We start from the raw sequence: 13,659 nt of genomic DNA, 5'->3' as shown, positions 1-13,659 counted from the left end.
CTTATTACCCTCAGCATGAACTTCAATCCTAGTCACTCAATCTTAATAAATACCGGCGTCTGTTAGCGCCTGTTCCACGATCAGCTGCGCTTTTTCAGAAAGAGGGGTCAAAGGAAGGCGCAGACCACCATCTTCAATCAAACCAAGTTTTTGAGCCGCCCATTTTACAGGTATAGGGCTTGATTCTACGAATAAATTTTTGTGCAGAGTCATCAAACGTTGATTTATGATTTCTGCTTCTTCGTACTTACCTTCACTTGCCAAATGGAACATATCAGCCATATCTTTCGCTGCGATATTATTGGTCACCGAGATAACGCCATGGCCGCCAAGTTTAACAAACTCTAGGCAACTCGCATCATCGCCACTTAGTAAGATAAAATCTTCGCCACAAAGTTCACGATGAAGTGCAACTCGGCTCAAATCACCCGTTGCATCTTTAAGCGCCACAATATTATCAAGCTTTGACAAGCGTGCCACTGTCTCTGGCAACAGATCAACGGCTGTACGGCCTGGTACATTGTACAAAATGAGAGGTACATCACTCGCTTCTGCAATTGCTTTGTAGTGTTGGAACAAACCTTCTTGTGTTGGCTTGTTGTAGTAAGGCGTCACACTCAGATAACCAGCGATACCAGAATCTGCAAGTAATTTGCTAAATGTCACTGCTTCGTGGGTTGCATTTGCCCCCGTACCCGCAATCACTGGGATACGACCGCCGGTAAATTCAACGATTTTATTAACGACCTTTACATGCTCTTCAACGGTCAGGGTCGCAGACTCACCAGTCGTGCCAACTGCCACAATACCGTCTGTACCTGCTTCAATATGGTATTCAACCAGCTTTTGTAGACCTTCGAGGTCCACCTCACCATCTGGCTTAAATGGTGTAATCAGCGCTACGATACTTCCTGAAAACATGTTTATCTCCCTCATTTTACTCTTTATGCATGGTACTGTAATGCGATTGAAAAACACAAGAGCGAACGCTCGCTTACAAAGTACAAATGAATGAATAATTATCAGTTGTTAGAGGTCTAGCAACTTAATTACTCAATTTGGTTTGATTCGCAGCAACTCTGATAATCGTGCCGTCACTAGGAAAGCCACATTATCACTTTACTTCCCTAGTACAATAAGGCGCGGAATATACTCTCTCACTATCTTGTCTAAGTCAGCGTCGAGTGAATTTGTTTCCCCGCCTTACAACCAAGATACCCATTTCATCAACCGAGTATTTCCACTAGCTTAAAAAAAGAACTGACTCGATATTTCTCGACGATATCTGTGCTAACATCTGTCTATCGAAAAAAGGACAAGAAGCTGATTTATGAAGCAACATCTGGTAATTACAGCGGTTGGAACGGATCGTCCGGGCATTTGTAACCAAGTGGTTAAGCTCGTCACACAAGCTGGCTGTAATATTATCGATAGCCGTATTGCTATCTTTGGGAATGAATTTACCCTAATCATGTTACTCACTGGTAATGCAAGTAACGTCACTCGAGTCGAAACTCAATTGCCACTGCTTGGGCAAGAACATGACTTGATCACAATAATGAAGCGAACCTCTACGCACGAGTTCATCGATAATAGCTACACCATTGAAGTTTTCATTGAGTCAGAGGATCGCATGGGGTTAACCGAGAAGTTCACCCAATTTTTTGCCGATAAACAGATTGGCCTCGACTCCCTCAGCGCACAAACCATCAGTAAATCAAAAGTTCAGCTCGATGCGGATCAATTCCACATTGCGATTACTGCTTCTGTCAGCGCAGATTGCAACCTCATGCAATTACAAGAGGACTTCGATGAACTTTGCCAGTCACTCAATGTACAAGGTTCACTCAATTTCATTAAAAACACACAATAAATAAAGGAAATAATAATGAACACGCTGACAGCAGGCACGCCAGCACCAGCCTTCTCTTTGCTCGACCAAGATGGCAATACCGTATCTCTCAGTGATTTTAAAGGTAAAAAAGTCCTGTTTTACTTCTACCCGAAAGCGATGACGCCGGGCTGTACAACTCAAGCAAAAGGTCTACGTGACGTTAAAGCGGAACTCGATGCCCACAACGTTGTGGTATTGGGCGTCAGTATCGATCCAGTAAAACGTCTTGGTAAATTCATTGAGCGTGATGAACTTAACTTCACCCTACTTTCCGACGAAGACCACACGGTAGCGGAGCAATTCGGCGTGTGGGGCGAGAAGAAATTTATGGGTAAAGTCTACGACGGCCTTCACCGCATCAGCTTTCTGATCAACGAAGAAGGTGTAATTGAGCACGTGTTCAACAAATTCAAAACTAAAGACCATCACGACGTGGTTGTGAGCTACCTGAAAGAAAACGCGTAACCATCATCTTATACAAACATCAAAAAAGCCCAGCAATCGCTGGGCTTTTTATTGGGGCGGTTATGCAGATCACTCTTGTATCGGTTTACTCTCTTCCGAACTAGGTAGTGCATTCCATACGGCTTTCACCAACGTTGCTAGTGGGATAGCGAAAAAGACGCCCCAAAATCCCCATAACCCACCAAACACCAATACCGCAACGATAATCGCCACAGGGTGAAGGTTTACCGCTTCAGAGAACAACACCGGAACCAACACGTTACCATCTAGTGCCTGAATGATCCCGTAAGCCACCAGCAGCCAGTAGAACTGTGGTGATAGGCCCCATTGAAATAAACCCACAATCGCGACAGGTACTGTAACCGCTGCCGCACCAATGTATGGAATAAGAACAGACAAACCGACAGCAACGGCAAGCAACGCTGAATAACGCAGATCGAGCACTGCAAACGTCACGTAACTCACACCACCAACGATAAGAATCTCTAGCACCTTACCGCGAATGTAATTCGAGATTTGCTCATTCATCTCGTGCCACACTTTATTTGCTAGTTTCCGGTTTTTCGGCAGAATGCCGCTTGCCATACTGAGCATTTCTTCTTTGTCTTTGAGTAAGAAAAATACCAATAAAGGCACTAGAATTAAGTAAACCGCCAGCGTTGCCAAACTCACCAGCGATGCCAACGAGCCTTTTACGACACTTTCACCCAAGCCTATCGCCTGGTTTTTCGCATTGGTAACGACCGTTTCTACAATCTGCAGGTTCGCCAATTCAGGGTAACGCTGTGGCAAGGTTGCGATGTATTTTTGCAACCCTGAATACATATTCGGAATATCGTTGATTAAGTTGCCCACCTGAGTCCAGATAGTTGGTACTAATCCAAACACGGCTATCAGCATCAAGCCGATGAAAATCAGAATAACGGTAATCACAGAGAAAGTACGAGGAACGCCTAAACGGAACATTTGAGCCACAGGCCATTCCAGTAAGTACGCCAGTACGATCGCAACCAATAATGGTGCAATCAAATGGCCAAAGAAGTAAATAGTGATAAAGCCGAACAGCAAGATCGCAACGAGGCTCACTGCGTGTGGGTCTGAAAAGCGTCGCTTATACCAACGACTTACCATCTCTAGCATCTTATGATGATTCCTTATTCAATACAGTCAGAGTAAAGTGTTCCAATGTAGATTGACAATCTACGATATACCCTTGAGTAGACAAATACTTCACAATGTCTCGTTTAGAGCTGCTGTCCACGACTTGAATAACAAGCTGTTGATACTGCTGAGTTTCTCCCTGAAACACATCAGCAGCGTGACGTTTAGCAAGTAACAGTGCCATTGGGCAGCGTTGCTCGCGCAAATCAAGTAACATGGATTCCATTGTATTGCTCTGCACTTATGATAGGGTGGTATTGTAACGGCTTTTTGAGTTGGTGCTAGCGTTTCTCGTACGATTTAAGTACAGAAATAACGCTTTACAGGTCATAATTCAAAACCTTTGGTATCACTATTTACGAAACCAATTCGTTTATTGTTGGTCTTATTGCTAGCATATTCATCTCATTGGGATGATCATAAAGCATGATAATGGAAGGAAGAGGCGCTCTCTTCTCCCCGTGCTTCGGTATTTTGGAGAACCTTTGCACCGTATGTTAAAACGCACTCGCTCGCTAGTTTGTATCTGCCTTGCTGCTGCACTTAGCACCCCAACAACTTATGCTAATACTCTAGAGCTTCCTGATATTGGCACGGCTGCAGGTAGCACTTTGACAATAGACCAAGAGTTGCTCTACGGCGATGCCTATATGCGTATGCTCAGAGCCAGCAGTCCTATTGTTAACGATCCAGTGATCAATGCGTATATTGATTCTCTCGGTCACCGTTTGGTCGCCAATGCGAATGACGTAAAAACGCCATTCCATTTCTTCATGATCCGTGACAGAAATATTAACGCATTTGCCTTCTTTGGTGGTTATGTTGCGCTGCACTCAGGTCTATTCCTGCATGCTCGCACTGAAAGCGAACTCGCCTCCGTGGTTGCCCACGAAATCGCACACGTAACACAGAGACACCTAGCGCGAAGCATGGAAGAACAGGCTCGCCGCTCTCCAGCAACAATGGCAGCTTTGGCAGGCGCTCTGTTACTTTCCATTGCCTCACCACAAGCAGGCATGGCCGCCATTACCGCCACCACGGCGGGCAACATGCAGAGCCAAATCAACTACACTCGTTCAAACGAAAAAGAAGCCGATCGCTTTGGTATTGCAACACTCGCAAAAGCGGGTTTTGAGGCGCAAGCCATGCCACGCTTTTTTGGACGCCTAGCCGACCAATACCGCTATGCAAGCAAACCACCACCGATGTTGCTGACGCACCCTCTGCCAGAGGACCGGATTACCGATACCCGACAGCGCGCTCAAGCTTACCCTCCGATGCGGGTCATTCCTTCGATTGATTATCACCTAACCCGAGCTCGCATTGTTGCCCGTTATGCCAACATAGATGGTCAAGCCGCTTTGGGGTGGTTTGAGCGTACCCAGAAAAAAGCCTCGTCAGAGATCATGCCATCGTTTGACTATGGACGCGCACTGGTTCATCTCGATAATAAACGTCTCGATCAAGCAGAACCCATATTGAATAAACTGCTAAAGCACGATCCCGGCAACCCGTTCTATCTTGATGCCATGAGCGACCTATACATCGAGAAGAAACAGCCACAAAAAGCGTTAGACATGCTAAATAAAGCGCTCAAGCGTAACCCGCAAAATGCGGTTCTTACCATCAACTACGCGAATGCACTCATTGAAGCCAATAAGAATGAAAAGGCTATTCGCGTTCTGCAACGTTATACCCACGATAACCCTGAAGACACTAACGGTTGGTTCTTATTATCGAAAAGTAACCAAGCGTTAGGACACAATGATGAAGAGCTAGCTGCACGTGCTGAAATTTTGGCATTGCAAGCAAACTGGAATAAAGCAATTCAATATTATAGTGAAGCAAGTAAAATTGCCGAACTGGGCAGCTTAGAACAAGCTCGATACGATGCTCGTATCGACCAACTAATGATCCAAAGAGATCGATTCATGGCATTACAATAACGAAATGGAGAAAACCATGTCAGTCGTGATTTATCACAATCCTCGTTGCTCAAAGAGCCGTCAAACCCTTGAACTACTAGAACAGAATGGTGTTACACCGGAAGTGGTTAAATACCTTGATACGCCGCTGAATGTTGAGCAACTAAAAGTACTTTACGCGCAACTCGGTTTCTCTTCAGTGCGCGATATGATGCGTACCAAAGAAGACATCTACAAAGAACTTGCACTTGGTGAAGCGTCAGTAACGGATGCGCAACTGTTCGAAGCAATGGCACAAAACCCAAAATTGTTTGAGCGTCCTGTTGTGGTGGCTAACGGCAAAGCAAAAATTGGCCGCCCACCTGAGCAAGTGTTGGATATCCTATAAATGGATTGCCAGATCCTCATTTTGTACTTTAGCCGCCACGGCTCAACAAAACAGCTGGCAAGACAGATAGCACGAGGAGTCGAATCGACTCCTCATTGCGAAGCTATTTTGCGTACCGTTGAAGAATTGTCACCTCACTCACACTCCCCTTCAGACCCAATTGTTACTCTAGACGAATTGAAAAAGTGCGACGGCCTTGCACTTGGTAGCCCAGTTTGGTTTGGCAACATGGCGGCGCCGTTAAAACATTTTTGGGATCAAACCACCCCCCTGTGGGTAAATGGTGACCTAATCGACAAACCGGCTTGTGTGTTTACCTCATCATCCTCAATGCACGGCGGCCAAGAAACAACGCAACAAAGCATGATGACCCCGCTGCTGCATCACGGCATGATGGTATTAGGCATTCCCTATTCACAGCCAGATCTGCATTCAACGCAATCCGGTGGGACACCTTATGGCGCAAGCAGCGTAGGACAAGACCCCAGCCTGACGGCAGAAGAGATTCGCCTTGCACAACAATTAGGAAAACGACTGGCGACCACAGCACAAAAGCTGACTGGCCGCCAGTAAGATCAAGGATAAGTAAATCGATGACTGACTCTATCGACCAACCACCTCTTAGTAAACAAACTCAAGCCTATCGCTACATGGCTCTAGTTAGTAACCTAGCGCTGTTAGCTTGGGTCGCCATTTGGCAACTTGCGCTCTCTCCTCATCCGCACTTAAGCAGCACAACCTTAGCCATCGCTTGGTGTATTCCTTTATTGCTGCCTCTTCCGGGGATTTTAGCGGGTAAACCTTACACCCATGCTTGGGCAAATTTTGTATTAATGCTCTACTTCCTCCATGCATTGACCATTCTTTACGTCGATGATGGTGAGCGTTGGCTGGCCGTGGTTGAACTCGTGCTCACGTCGCTTGGCTTCGTTGGTAATATACTGTTTGCTCGTGCACGCGGAAAAGAGTTAGGTTTGAGGCTCAAACGCCTGTCTCAAGTAGAAAAAGACGAAAAGGCCAAATTTAATAAATAGTGCCAATCGTAATAAATATTGGTTCATTCTAGTTTGGTAGATGCTCGATAACGAGGCAAAATAGCAAGTCAATAGCTAGTCCTATTGCGGTCATTTTAACGACGTTAGGCGCTAAAAGCGCTGTGCTGAGTGGCTTAGATTATCCCGAGCTGAGGATATTTACTGTGATTGCTATAACCTGAGCCAAATTCCACACAAAAAAAGAGTCGCTCGCTGCGACTCTTTTTTATTCAGGGTAGACCTCAACCGAGGTTTGACACAGTATCTGTCTCAAGTGTTGGGGCAAGTTCTGACTCTGGTTCTGGTGTGACTTTAGAACGAACAAGTGCTTTCCATTGGTAAATCAGATCGTATTGTTCTGGCACTGACTCAATATTGATAGGTTGAGCAGGTACTGAAAGTTGTACGTCTTCAGCAGCCGCACCTTGTTCAACCACACTCGCTACCTTATCTGCCGACGTTTCAATTGGCAATTGTATTGGCTCCACAGACTCGACAGGAAGCTGAACAGGAACAGCCTGTTCATAGAAACCACCTAACGGATCTTCAAATACCATCAGTTGCGAAATCGAAGATGCTTCTTGCTCAAACGCTTGTTGTGACGCAAGCAGATGGATCGTCAATGTCACCTCATTACCTTGTACACGTTTGATTTCTGTGCCTGCCACAGAATTCAGCTTAGTTAACGCTTTCTCTAAACCGAAAAAATCCACCGCTGAAGCAATATTAAGTACTTTCACGTCAATCGATTCTGAAGATTTGCTCGACACGACCACCGCACTCTTCTTCGCGTAGTAATCTGCGATGTCACCAACCATTGCTGCGATAGCACCGCTGCCCGACGTAGAACCGCTACGTGGAGTGGGTTGCGATTCAGACAGTTGCACTGGTGATTGATCGTAAAGTGTCCAACGAATCTTGTCCCCTTGTACTCGTACAATTAGCACGGCATCAGCAGGATAACGAACGCTCGCTTGACGGATAGGATCAATAAACCCACCCCAAATATCAGAGACATTCACCCCCGTAACGTCGTCAAAGTCACCCACTGGGATAGTAAGGGGTAAACCACGCACTTGGGCAGCATTACGTAGTGCCACAGCACTCTGAGAATCAGAGTGCTCCCAAGTAATTGCACGATCGTAGCCTTGCTCTTCGACCAACCACACCAAAATGTTAGCACGGTTTGGTGACCAAAATGGCAGCTGTGCTTGGGTCAATAATGAACGGATCTGCCCGCTATTAAATAGCATTTTCAGACCGTTTTGACCGTCAACCTGACCGTAACCAAGTTGAGAAATATAGCGAGAGCTGGAACCAAGCGCCTTCTGAATGACTGGATTGCTAAGAGAAGCGTCAGTGCCTGTCGCGCGTACTATTACATCTTGCATACCTTGTTGACGAGCTAAAGACTCACCATCTTTCTGATTACTGTCTATCACGACTTCTGCGCGGTAGACATCTACCTGAGTAAGAGCGTAAGCAGGCAGGGACAACCAACCTATCAGTAAGAGAGCTAAATAGCGCATAGTTTTCATAATCCTCTAAACAAGAACCCGCATGATAAGCAACTATCAATTTCTGAGCAAGAAAAGTACGGAGTGAATTATCCGGATCCGACCAAGTTGACGCCCATTGAGGCAACAAAACATTCATCTTTCTTATCACTCCATACAAAAGTTTGATCTAGGCAATACTGCAAACGTTTGCAGAATGCTAATATTCGCCGGATTTGTCTGCGTATCTTTGAATAGGGAATTATTATGAATAATGCGTTACAAGGCGCTCAAATGCTCTTTGTCGCTTTTGGTGCTCTCGTACTAGTGCCACTTCTTACTGGCCTTGATCCAAACGTTGCTCTTTTTGGCGCTGGTGTCGGTACTCTTCTTTTCCAACTGATTACAAAACGTTCAGTTCCAATTTTTCTAGCATCTTCTTTTGCTTTTATTGCTCCAATCATGTTCGGTATCCAAACTTGGGGTATTGGTGCGACGATGGGCGGCTTAATGACTGCAGGTCTGGTTTACGTTGGCCTTGGCGCAATGATTAAAGTGCGCGGTGTAGGCTTTATTCACAAAATCCTACCACCTGTCGTTGTAGGCCCTGTGATCATGGTTATCGGCCTAGGCTTAGCGCCTACGGCAGTCAACATGGCTGTAGGTAAATCTGGTGACGGTGCGATTCAACTTGTGAATGGTGATGCTGCCATTATGATTTCAGCCATCTCACTCCTAACAACCATCACGCTGAGTGTATTTGCAAAAGGCTTCCTTAAGCTGGTTCCTATTGTGGGCGGCATCTTAGCGGGTTACGCTGTATCACTCATGTACGGCGTAGTGGATTTTACTCCTGTCGCTCAAGCTGCATGGCTAGCAATGCCTAATTTCACAGCACCAGAGTTCAACATCAACGCTATCTTGTTCATGATCCCAGTGGCTATCGCACCAGCGGTTGAGCACGTTGGCGACATGTTGGCTATCTCAAACGTAACGGGTAAAAACTACCTGAAGAAACCAGGCCTGCATCGCACAATTGCAGGTGACGGGGTTGCGACTATTGCCGCTTCTATGGTTGGCGCGCCACCAAACACAACTTACAGTGAAGTAACGGGTGCAGTAATGCTAACCAAAGCATTCAACCCTGCGATCATGACGTGGGCAGCGATCACGGCAATCGTGCTTGCTTTCGTAGGGAAGTTAGGCGCAATGCTGCAAACGATCCCTGTGCCTGTAATGGGCGGCATCATGATTCTGCTGTTCGGCTCTATCGCAACCGTGGGTCTAAACACGCTGATCAAAAACAACGTTGATCTGCACAAGTCCCGCAACCTTGTGATTGTTGCAGTGACACTTGTGTTCGGTATCGGTGGCATGGCATTTGGTATCGGTGACTTCAGCCTACAAGGCATCAGTTTATGTGGTATCGTGGCAATTATTCTTAACCTAGTATTGCCACACGACCTAGGTGAAAACCACGTGGTCGATAATGCTCAAATGGAAGAAGAGAACGCGAAGTAATTCGTCTGCGCTGTAATTATACCAATCGCAGTAAATAGCTGATCATTCTAGCTTGTTATAACACTCGATAACTCTGATTACTTACTGTGATTGGTCATAAAACGGTGCTCTCTCCATTCGAAACGAACAAATACAAAAAAGCTTGGTGAAAACCAAGCCTTTGTTTTTTCTATTCAGTAATAATTACTTAGTACCGAAGATCTTGTCACCTGCGTCACCAAGTCCAGGAACAATGTAACCTTTGTCGTTTAGCTTCTCATCGATTGCCGCCGTGTACAGCTCAACGTCAGGGTGTGCTTTTTCTAGTGCTTCAATGCCTTCAGGAGCTGCTACAAGAACAAGTACTTTGATTGCCTGACACCCTTTCTCTTTTAGAAGATCGATAGTTGCGATCATAGAACCGCCCGTTGCAAGCATTGGATCAACAACGAGAGCAATACGCTCATCGATGTTAGAAGCAAGTTTGTTAAAGTATGGCACTGGCTCTAGCGTTTCTTCATCACGGTAGATACCTACAACACTGATACGTGCGCTTGGCATGTGCTCAAGAACGCCATCCATCATACCTAGACCTGCACGCAGGATTGGCACTACGGTTACTTTCTTGCCCTTGATTTGATCAACTTCTACAGGACCGTTCCAACCTTCAATGGTTACTTTTTCTGTTTCAAAGTCTGCTGTCGCTTCGTAAGTAAGAAGGCTACCGACTTCTGTCGCTAACTCACGAAAACGCTTCGTGCTGATGTCACCTTCTCGCATTAGACCAATTTTGTGTTTTACTAGAGGGTGTTTTACTTCAACAACTTTCATTTCCATCTCCGGCTTTTATGGCAATATTTAAATAAACCTTCAGATTATACACTATTTTTGCAGTGTTATAAGGATAGATCGCTGAAGAAAAAAACTAACGCAAACGTTTGCTATCTGTATTTAAGCACTGTTAGAATAGCGCCGTTTTCATATCCAACTTCAACCCGAGGACTTCACTGTGAGTGGTAATAACTCTTCTCTTAGCTATAAAGACGCTGGTGTAGATATTGATGCGGGCAACGCACTTGTAGATCGTATTAAGGGTGCGGTAAAACGTACTCGTCGCCCTGAAGTAATGGGTGGTATCGGCGGTTTTGGCGCATTGTGCGAATTACCAACTAAATACAAACAGCCTGTACTGGTTTCTGGTACCGACGGTGTAGGCACAAAACTTCGCCTAGCACTGGATATGAACAAGCACGACACTATCGGTATCGATCTTGTGGCTATGTGTGTCAACGACCTAATCGTGCAAGGTGCTGAGCCACTGTTCTTCCTAGATTACTACGCAACAGGCAAGCTAGACGTAGACACAGCGGCAGACGTGGTGTCTGGTATCGCTGATGGCTGTGTTCAAGCAGGGTGTGCACTTATCGGTGGTGAAACCGCTGAAATGCCGGGCATGTACGAAGGCGAAGACTACGACGTTGCTGGCTTCTGTGTTGGAGTAGTAGAAAAAGAAGACGTGATTGACGGCACGAAAGTAGCTGCTGGCGATGCTCTTATCGCCGTTGGCTCAAGCGGTCCACACTCAAACGGTTACTCTCTGATCCGTAAGATTCTAGAAGTGTCTGGCGCAGACAAGAACGAAGAGCTAGAAGGCCGTACTATTGGTGAATACTTACTAGAACCAACTAAGATTTACATCAAATCAGCACTTAAGATGATTGAGCAGCACGACATCCACGCGATCTCTCACATCACTGGTGGTGGTTTCTGGGAAAACATCCCACGCGTACTGCCTGAAGGCACAAAAGCCGTGATCGACGGTAACAGCTGGGAATGGCCAATCATCTTCAAATGGCTACAAGAGAAAGGCAACGTTGAAACGCACGAAATGTACCGTACGTTCAACTGTGGTGTTGGTCTAGTCGTTGCACTACCTAAAGACCAAGCAGACGCAGCCGTTGCACTTCTAAAAGAAGAAGGCGAAAAGGCATGGGTGATTGGTGAAATCGCTCAAGCTGAAGCCAATGAAGAGCAAGTTGAAATCCAATAACTTGTGAGTTGCGCTACATAAAGATATGAATGAGGACGCCACGTCCTCATTCTGCTATCTGGAACATCGAAAACCATTCTAATAGTAGGTAATTTAGCGGATACGCGCTTCAAACCTACAATACCAAGGCAGTCTCAACATCATGAAAAACATTGTGGTCCTCATTTCGGGTAACGGCAGTAACCTGCAAGCCATCTTGGAAGCTTGCGAAGACAGTAGACCAAATGCACAAGTCGCAGCGGTGTTCTCCAACAAAGCTGACGCTTATGGTTTGGAACGAGCGAAACAGTTTGATGTGAACGGTCACTTTATCGATCCAAAAGCATTCGACTCACGTGAAGACTTTGATGCTGAACTGATGAAGCGAATCGATGAATACCAACCGGACGTGATTGTTCTCGCAGGTTACATGCGCATTCTGAGCAGCGCGTTTGTTTCCCACTATATGGGTAAAATGATCAACATCCACCCTTCTCTTCTGCCAAAGTATCCTGGTTTACACACCCACCAGCGCGCGATTGATGCGGGTGATAAAGAGCACGGCACCAGTGTTCACTTTGTGACAGAAGAACTCGATGGCGGCCCGGTTATACTGCAAGCAAAAGTACCAGTGTTTGTAGATGATAATGCAGATGCCCTCGCTGCCCGTGTGCAAACTCAAGAGCACAACATCTACCCAATGGTCACTAAGTGGTTAGTCGATGAAAGACTATCGATGAGAGATGGCAAAGCGTATCTCGATGGTTTCGAGCTTGGTGAACACGGCTATGCCGACGAGTAGTTATTAACTCCAAACGACAAACACAAAAAAGGCAGCCATCACAGGCTGCCTTTTGTTTTATTCGAATGCTCTACTGCGAGAAAACCATCACTCCAAGGGCTCCGTCGGCGCTTGGTTGCCCGGCTTCGGTGCAGCAAATGGCACATCTTCTAGTGCCTTAGCATTGTTCAATACCAATTCACCAACATGGAATAAACCGTACTCACCTGGCTTCATTCGATGCCATGTCTCATTGCCAGTTAGCGGCTGAGTCGCAATCACAGAAACCACATCATTTGGCGTCGTCTCTTCTTGGAAATTGATTTCTACATCTTCATCCAACAGGGCTGCTTTACCAAATGGTGCACGACGAGTGATCCAATACAAATGGTTGGTACAGTAAGTCATCACAAACTCACCGTCGCTGAGCAGCATGTTAAACACGCCCTTCTCTTTCAGCTTATCGCAGCACTTTGCGACATAGATAAAGACCGCTTCCATATCCTGAGGTGGTTCAGGGAACTTGTCTTCCATTTGCTTTAATAGCCAGCAAAACGCCATTTCACTGTCAGTTTGCCCAACAGGACGGTGCCGGCCAGAATCTAATTCGTGGTAATCCGTAAGTTGGCCATTGTGTGCAAACGTCCAATAACGCCCCCAAAGTTCTCGAGTAAACGGATGGGTGTTTTCTAAATTTACCCCACCTCGGTTCGCTTGGCGGATGTGACTGATCACCGCACGACTTTTGATCGGGTAATTCTGCACTAATTCAGCAATTTTAGAGTCACAACTTGGGTTTGGATCTTTGAAAGTGCGAAACCCCTTTCCCTCATAGAAAGTGATCCCCCAACCATCACGATGCGGCCCTGTACGGCCACCGCGCTGCATCAATCCTGTAAAACTGAAACAAATATCGGTTGGAACATTTGCGCTCATGCCGAGCAATTCACACATGGTTAAACGAACTCCTTACCTTAAAACACGCC

15 protein-coding genes are annotated in these 13,659 nt (G+C 46.0%); 9 read left to right on the top strand and 6 right to left on the bottom strand.

Features of this window, described 5'->3' with window-relative positions:
• Positions 1 to 42 precede the first annotated feature (42 nt).
• Positions 43 to 921, bottom strand: coding sequence for a 4-hydroxy-tetrahydrodipicolinate synthase (gene dapA / locus AK965_RS11505; protein WP_099079746.1), 879 nt, complete (start codon positions 919 to 921; stop codon positions 43 to 45).
• A gap of 409 nt (positions 922 to 1,330) precedes the next feature.
• Here dapA and AK965_RS11500 point away from each other — a divergent pair, with 409 nt between their 5' ends.
• Entirely contained in the window at positions 1,331 to 1,873 is a 543-nt protein-coding gene (locus AK965_RS11500) for a glycine cleavage system protein R (protein WP_099079745.1), read from the top strand.
• Positions 1,874 to 1,888: 15 nt separating this feature from the next.
• A complete protein-coding gene (gene bcp, locus AK965_RS11495) occupies positions 1,889 to 2,359 on the top strand; it encodes a thioredoxin-dependent thiol peroxidase (protein WP_099079744.1) in 471 nt (156 codons plus the stop codon).
• A 69-nt stretch (positions 2,360 to 2,428) separates the two neighbouring features.
• Here the strand turns inward: bcp and AK965_RS11490 are convergent, their stop codons facing one another.
• Both AK965_RS11490 and AK965_RS11485 read right to left on the bottom strand, forming a co-directional pair.
• Positions 2,429 to 3,499, bottom strand: coding sequence for an AI-2E family transporter (locus tag AK965_RS11490; protein WP_099079743.1), 1,071 nt, complete (start codon positions 3,497 to 3,499; stop codon positions 2,429 to 2,431).
• Between the two features lies 1 nt (position 3,500).
• A complete protein-coding gene (locus AK965_RS11485; RefSeq protein ID WP_172438135.1) occupies positions 3,501 to 3,737 on the bottom strand; it encodes a sulfurtransferase TusA family protein in 237 nt (78 codons plus the stop codon).
• 277 nt (positions 3,738 to 4,014) lie between these two features.
• Between AK965_RS11485 and AK965_RS11480 the strand changes: the two genes are divergently transcribed.
• Genes AK965_RS11480 through AK965_RS11465 form a run of 4 tightly spaced genes read left to right on the top strand, consistent with a single transcriptional unit; the run spans position 4,015 to position 6,867 of the window.
• Entirely contained in the window at positions 4,015 to 5,466 is a 1,452-nt protein-coding gene (locus AK965_RS11480) for a M48 family metallopeptidase (protein ID WP_099079741.1), read from the top strand.
• A 16-nt stretch (positions 5,467 to 5,482) separates the two neighbouring features.
• On the top strand, positions 5,483 to 5,833 hold the full coding sequence (gene arsC, locus AK965_RS11475; RefSeq protein ID WP_099079740.1) for an arsenate reductase (glutaredoxin): 351 nt from the start codon (positions 5,483 to 5,485) through the stop codon (positions 5,831 to 5,833).
• Positions 5,834 to 6,406: an NAD(P)H:quinone oxidoreductase gene (gene wrbA, locus AK965_RS11470; protein ID WP_099079739.1), complete on the top strand. Its 573-nt coding sequence runs from the start codon at positions 5,834 to 5,836 to the stop codon at positions 6,404 to 6,406.
• Between the two features lie 20 nt (positions 6,407 to 6,426).
• Positions 6,427 to 6,867 carry a DUF2069 domain-containing protein gene (locus AK965_RS11465; protein WP_099079738.1) on the top strand — a complete coding sequence of 147 codons (441 nt, stop codon included), beginning with the start codon at positions 6,427 to 6,429 and terminating at the stop codon, positions 6,865 to 6,867.
• A 242-nt stretch (positions 6,868 to 7,109) separates the two neighbouring features.
• Here the strand turns inward: AK965_RS11465 and AK965_RS11460 are convergent, their stop codons facing one another.
• On the bottom strand, positions 7,110 to 8,396 hold the full coding sequence (locus AK965_RS11460) for a DUF2066 domain-containing protein (RefSeq protein WP_099079809.1): 1,287 nt from the start codon (positions 8,394 to 8,396) through the stop codon (positions 7,110 to 7,112).
• 234 nt (positions 8,397 to 8,630) lie between these two features.
• Here AK965_RS11460 and AK965_RS11455 point away from each other — a divergent pair, with 234 nt between their 5' ends.
• Complete coding sequence (locus tag AK965_RS11455; RefSeq protein WP_099079737.1) at positions 8,631 to 9,884, top strand: uracil-xanthine permease family protein; 1,254 nt, start codon at positions 8,631 to 8,633, stop codon at positions 9,882 to 9,884.
• A gap of 183 nt (positions 9,885 to 10,067) precedes the next feature.
• On the opposite strand, the gene upp is transcribed toward AK965_RS11455, so the two are convergent.
• Positions 10,068 to 10,694 carry a uracil phosphoribosyltransferase gene (upp, locus tag AK965_RS11450; RefSeq protein WP_005445324.1) on the bottom strand — a complete coding sequence of 209 codons (627 nt, stop codon included), beginning with the start codon at positions 10,692 to 10,694 and terminating at the stop codon, positions 10,068 to 10,070.
• Positions 10,695 to 10,872: 178 nt separating this feature from the next.
• On the opposite strand from upp, the gene purM reads away from it, so the two are divergent.
• On the top strand, positions 10,873 to 11,913 hold the full coding sequence (gene purM, locus AK965_RS11445) for a phosphoribosylformylglycinamidine cyclo-ligase (protein WP_099079736.1): 1,041 nt from the start codon (positions 10,873 to 10,875) through the stop codon (positions 11,911 to 11,913).
• 142 nt (positions 11,914 to 12,055) lie between these two features.
• Positions 12,056 to 12,694 (top strand): phosphoribosylglycinamide formyltransferase, encoded by a 639-nt coding sequence (gene purN / locus AK965_RS11440; protein ID WP_099079735.1) that lies wholly within the window; start codon positions 12,056 to 12,058, stop codon positions 12,692 to 12,694.
• Positions 12,695 to 12,781: 87 nt separating this feature from the next.
• Here the strand turns inward: purN and AK965_RS11435 are convergent, their stop codons facing one another.
• The gene (locus AK965_RS11435) at positions 12,782 to 13,627 is read right to left on the bottom strand and encodes a class II glutamine amidotransferase (RefSeq protein WP_099079734.1); all 846 of its coding nucleotides are present in this window, start codon (positions 13,625 to 13,627) and stop codon (positions 12,782 to 12,784) included.
• Positions 13,628 to 13,659 lie beyond the last annotated feature (32 nt).

The sequence above is a fragment of the Vibrio sp. PID17_43 genome, from assembly GCF_002608565.1.
GTDB lineage: Bacteria > Pseudomonadota > Gammaproteobacteria > Enterobacterales > Vibrionaceae > Vibrio.
The sequence above is the reverse complement of the archived record's forward strand: the minus strand, read 5'-3'. Positions and strand labels throughout refer to the sequence as shown.

Excerpts from the sequence above, each read along its gene's own strand:
- dapA (WP_099079746.1), bottom strand. The coding sequence starts at position 921 with ATGTTTTCAGGAAGTATCGTAGCGCTGATTACACCATTTAAGCCAGAT.
- AK965_RS11500 (WP_099079745.1), top strand. The coding sequence starts at position 1,331 with ATGAAGCAACATCTGGTAATTACAGCGGTTGGAACGGATCGTCCGGGC.
- bcp (WP_099079744.1), top strand. The coding sequence starts at position 1,889 with ATGAACACGCTGACAGCAGGCACGCCAGCACCAGCCTTCTCTTTGCTC.
- AK965_RS11490 (WP_099079743.1), bottom strand. The coding sequence starts at position 3,499 with ATGCTAGAGATGGTAAGTCGTTGGTATAAGCGACGCTTTTCAGACCCA.
- AK965_RS11485 (WP_172438135.1), bottom strand. The coding sequence starts at position 3,737 with ATGTTACTTGATTTGCGCGAGCAACGCTGCCCAATGGCACTGTTACTT.
- AK965_RS11480 (WP_099079741.1), top strand. The coding sequence starts at position 4,015 with ATGTTAAAACGCACTCGCTCGCTAGTTTGTATCTGCCTTGCTGCTGCA.
- arsC (WP_099079740.1), top strand. The coding sequence starts at position 5,483 with ATGTCAGTCGTGATTTATCACAATCCTCGTTGCTCAAAGAGCCGTCAA.
- wrbA (WP_099079739.1), top strand. The coding sequence starts at position 5,834 with ATGGATTGCCAGATCCTCATTTTGTACTTTAGCCGCCACGGCTCAACA.
- AK965_RS11465 (WP_099079738.1), top strand. The coding sequence starts at position 6,427 with ATGACTGACTCTATCGACCAACCACCTCTTAGTAAACAAACTCAAGCC.
- AK965_RS11460 (WP_099079809.1), bottom strand. The coding sequence starts at position 8,396 with ATGCGCTATTTAGCTCTCTTACTGATAGGTTGGTTGTCCCTGCCTGCT.
- AK965_RS11455 (WP_099079737.1), top strand. The coding sequence starts at position 8,631 with ATGAATAATGCGTTACAAGGCGCTCAAATGCTCTTTGTCGCTTTTGGT.
- upp (WP_005445324.1), bottom strand. The coding sequence starts at position 10,694 with ATGAAAGTTGTTGAAGTAAAACACCCTCTAGTAAAACACAAAATTGGT.
- purN (WP_099079735.1), top strand. The coding sequence starts at position 12,056 with ATGAAAAACATTGTGGTCCTCATTTCGGGTAACGGCAGTAACCTGCAA.
- AK965_RS11435 (WP_099079734.1), bottom strand. The coding sequence starts at position 13,627 with ATGTGTGAATTGCTCGGCATGAGCGCAAATGTTCCAACCGATATTTGT.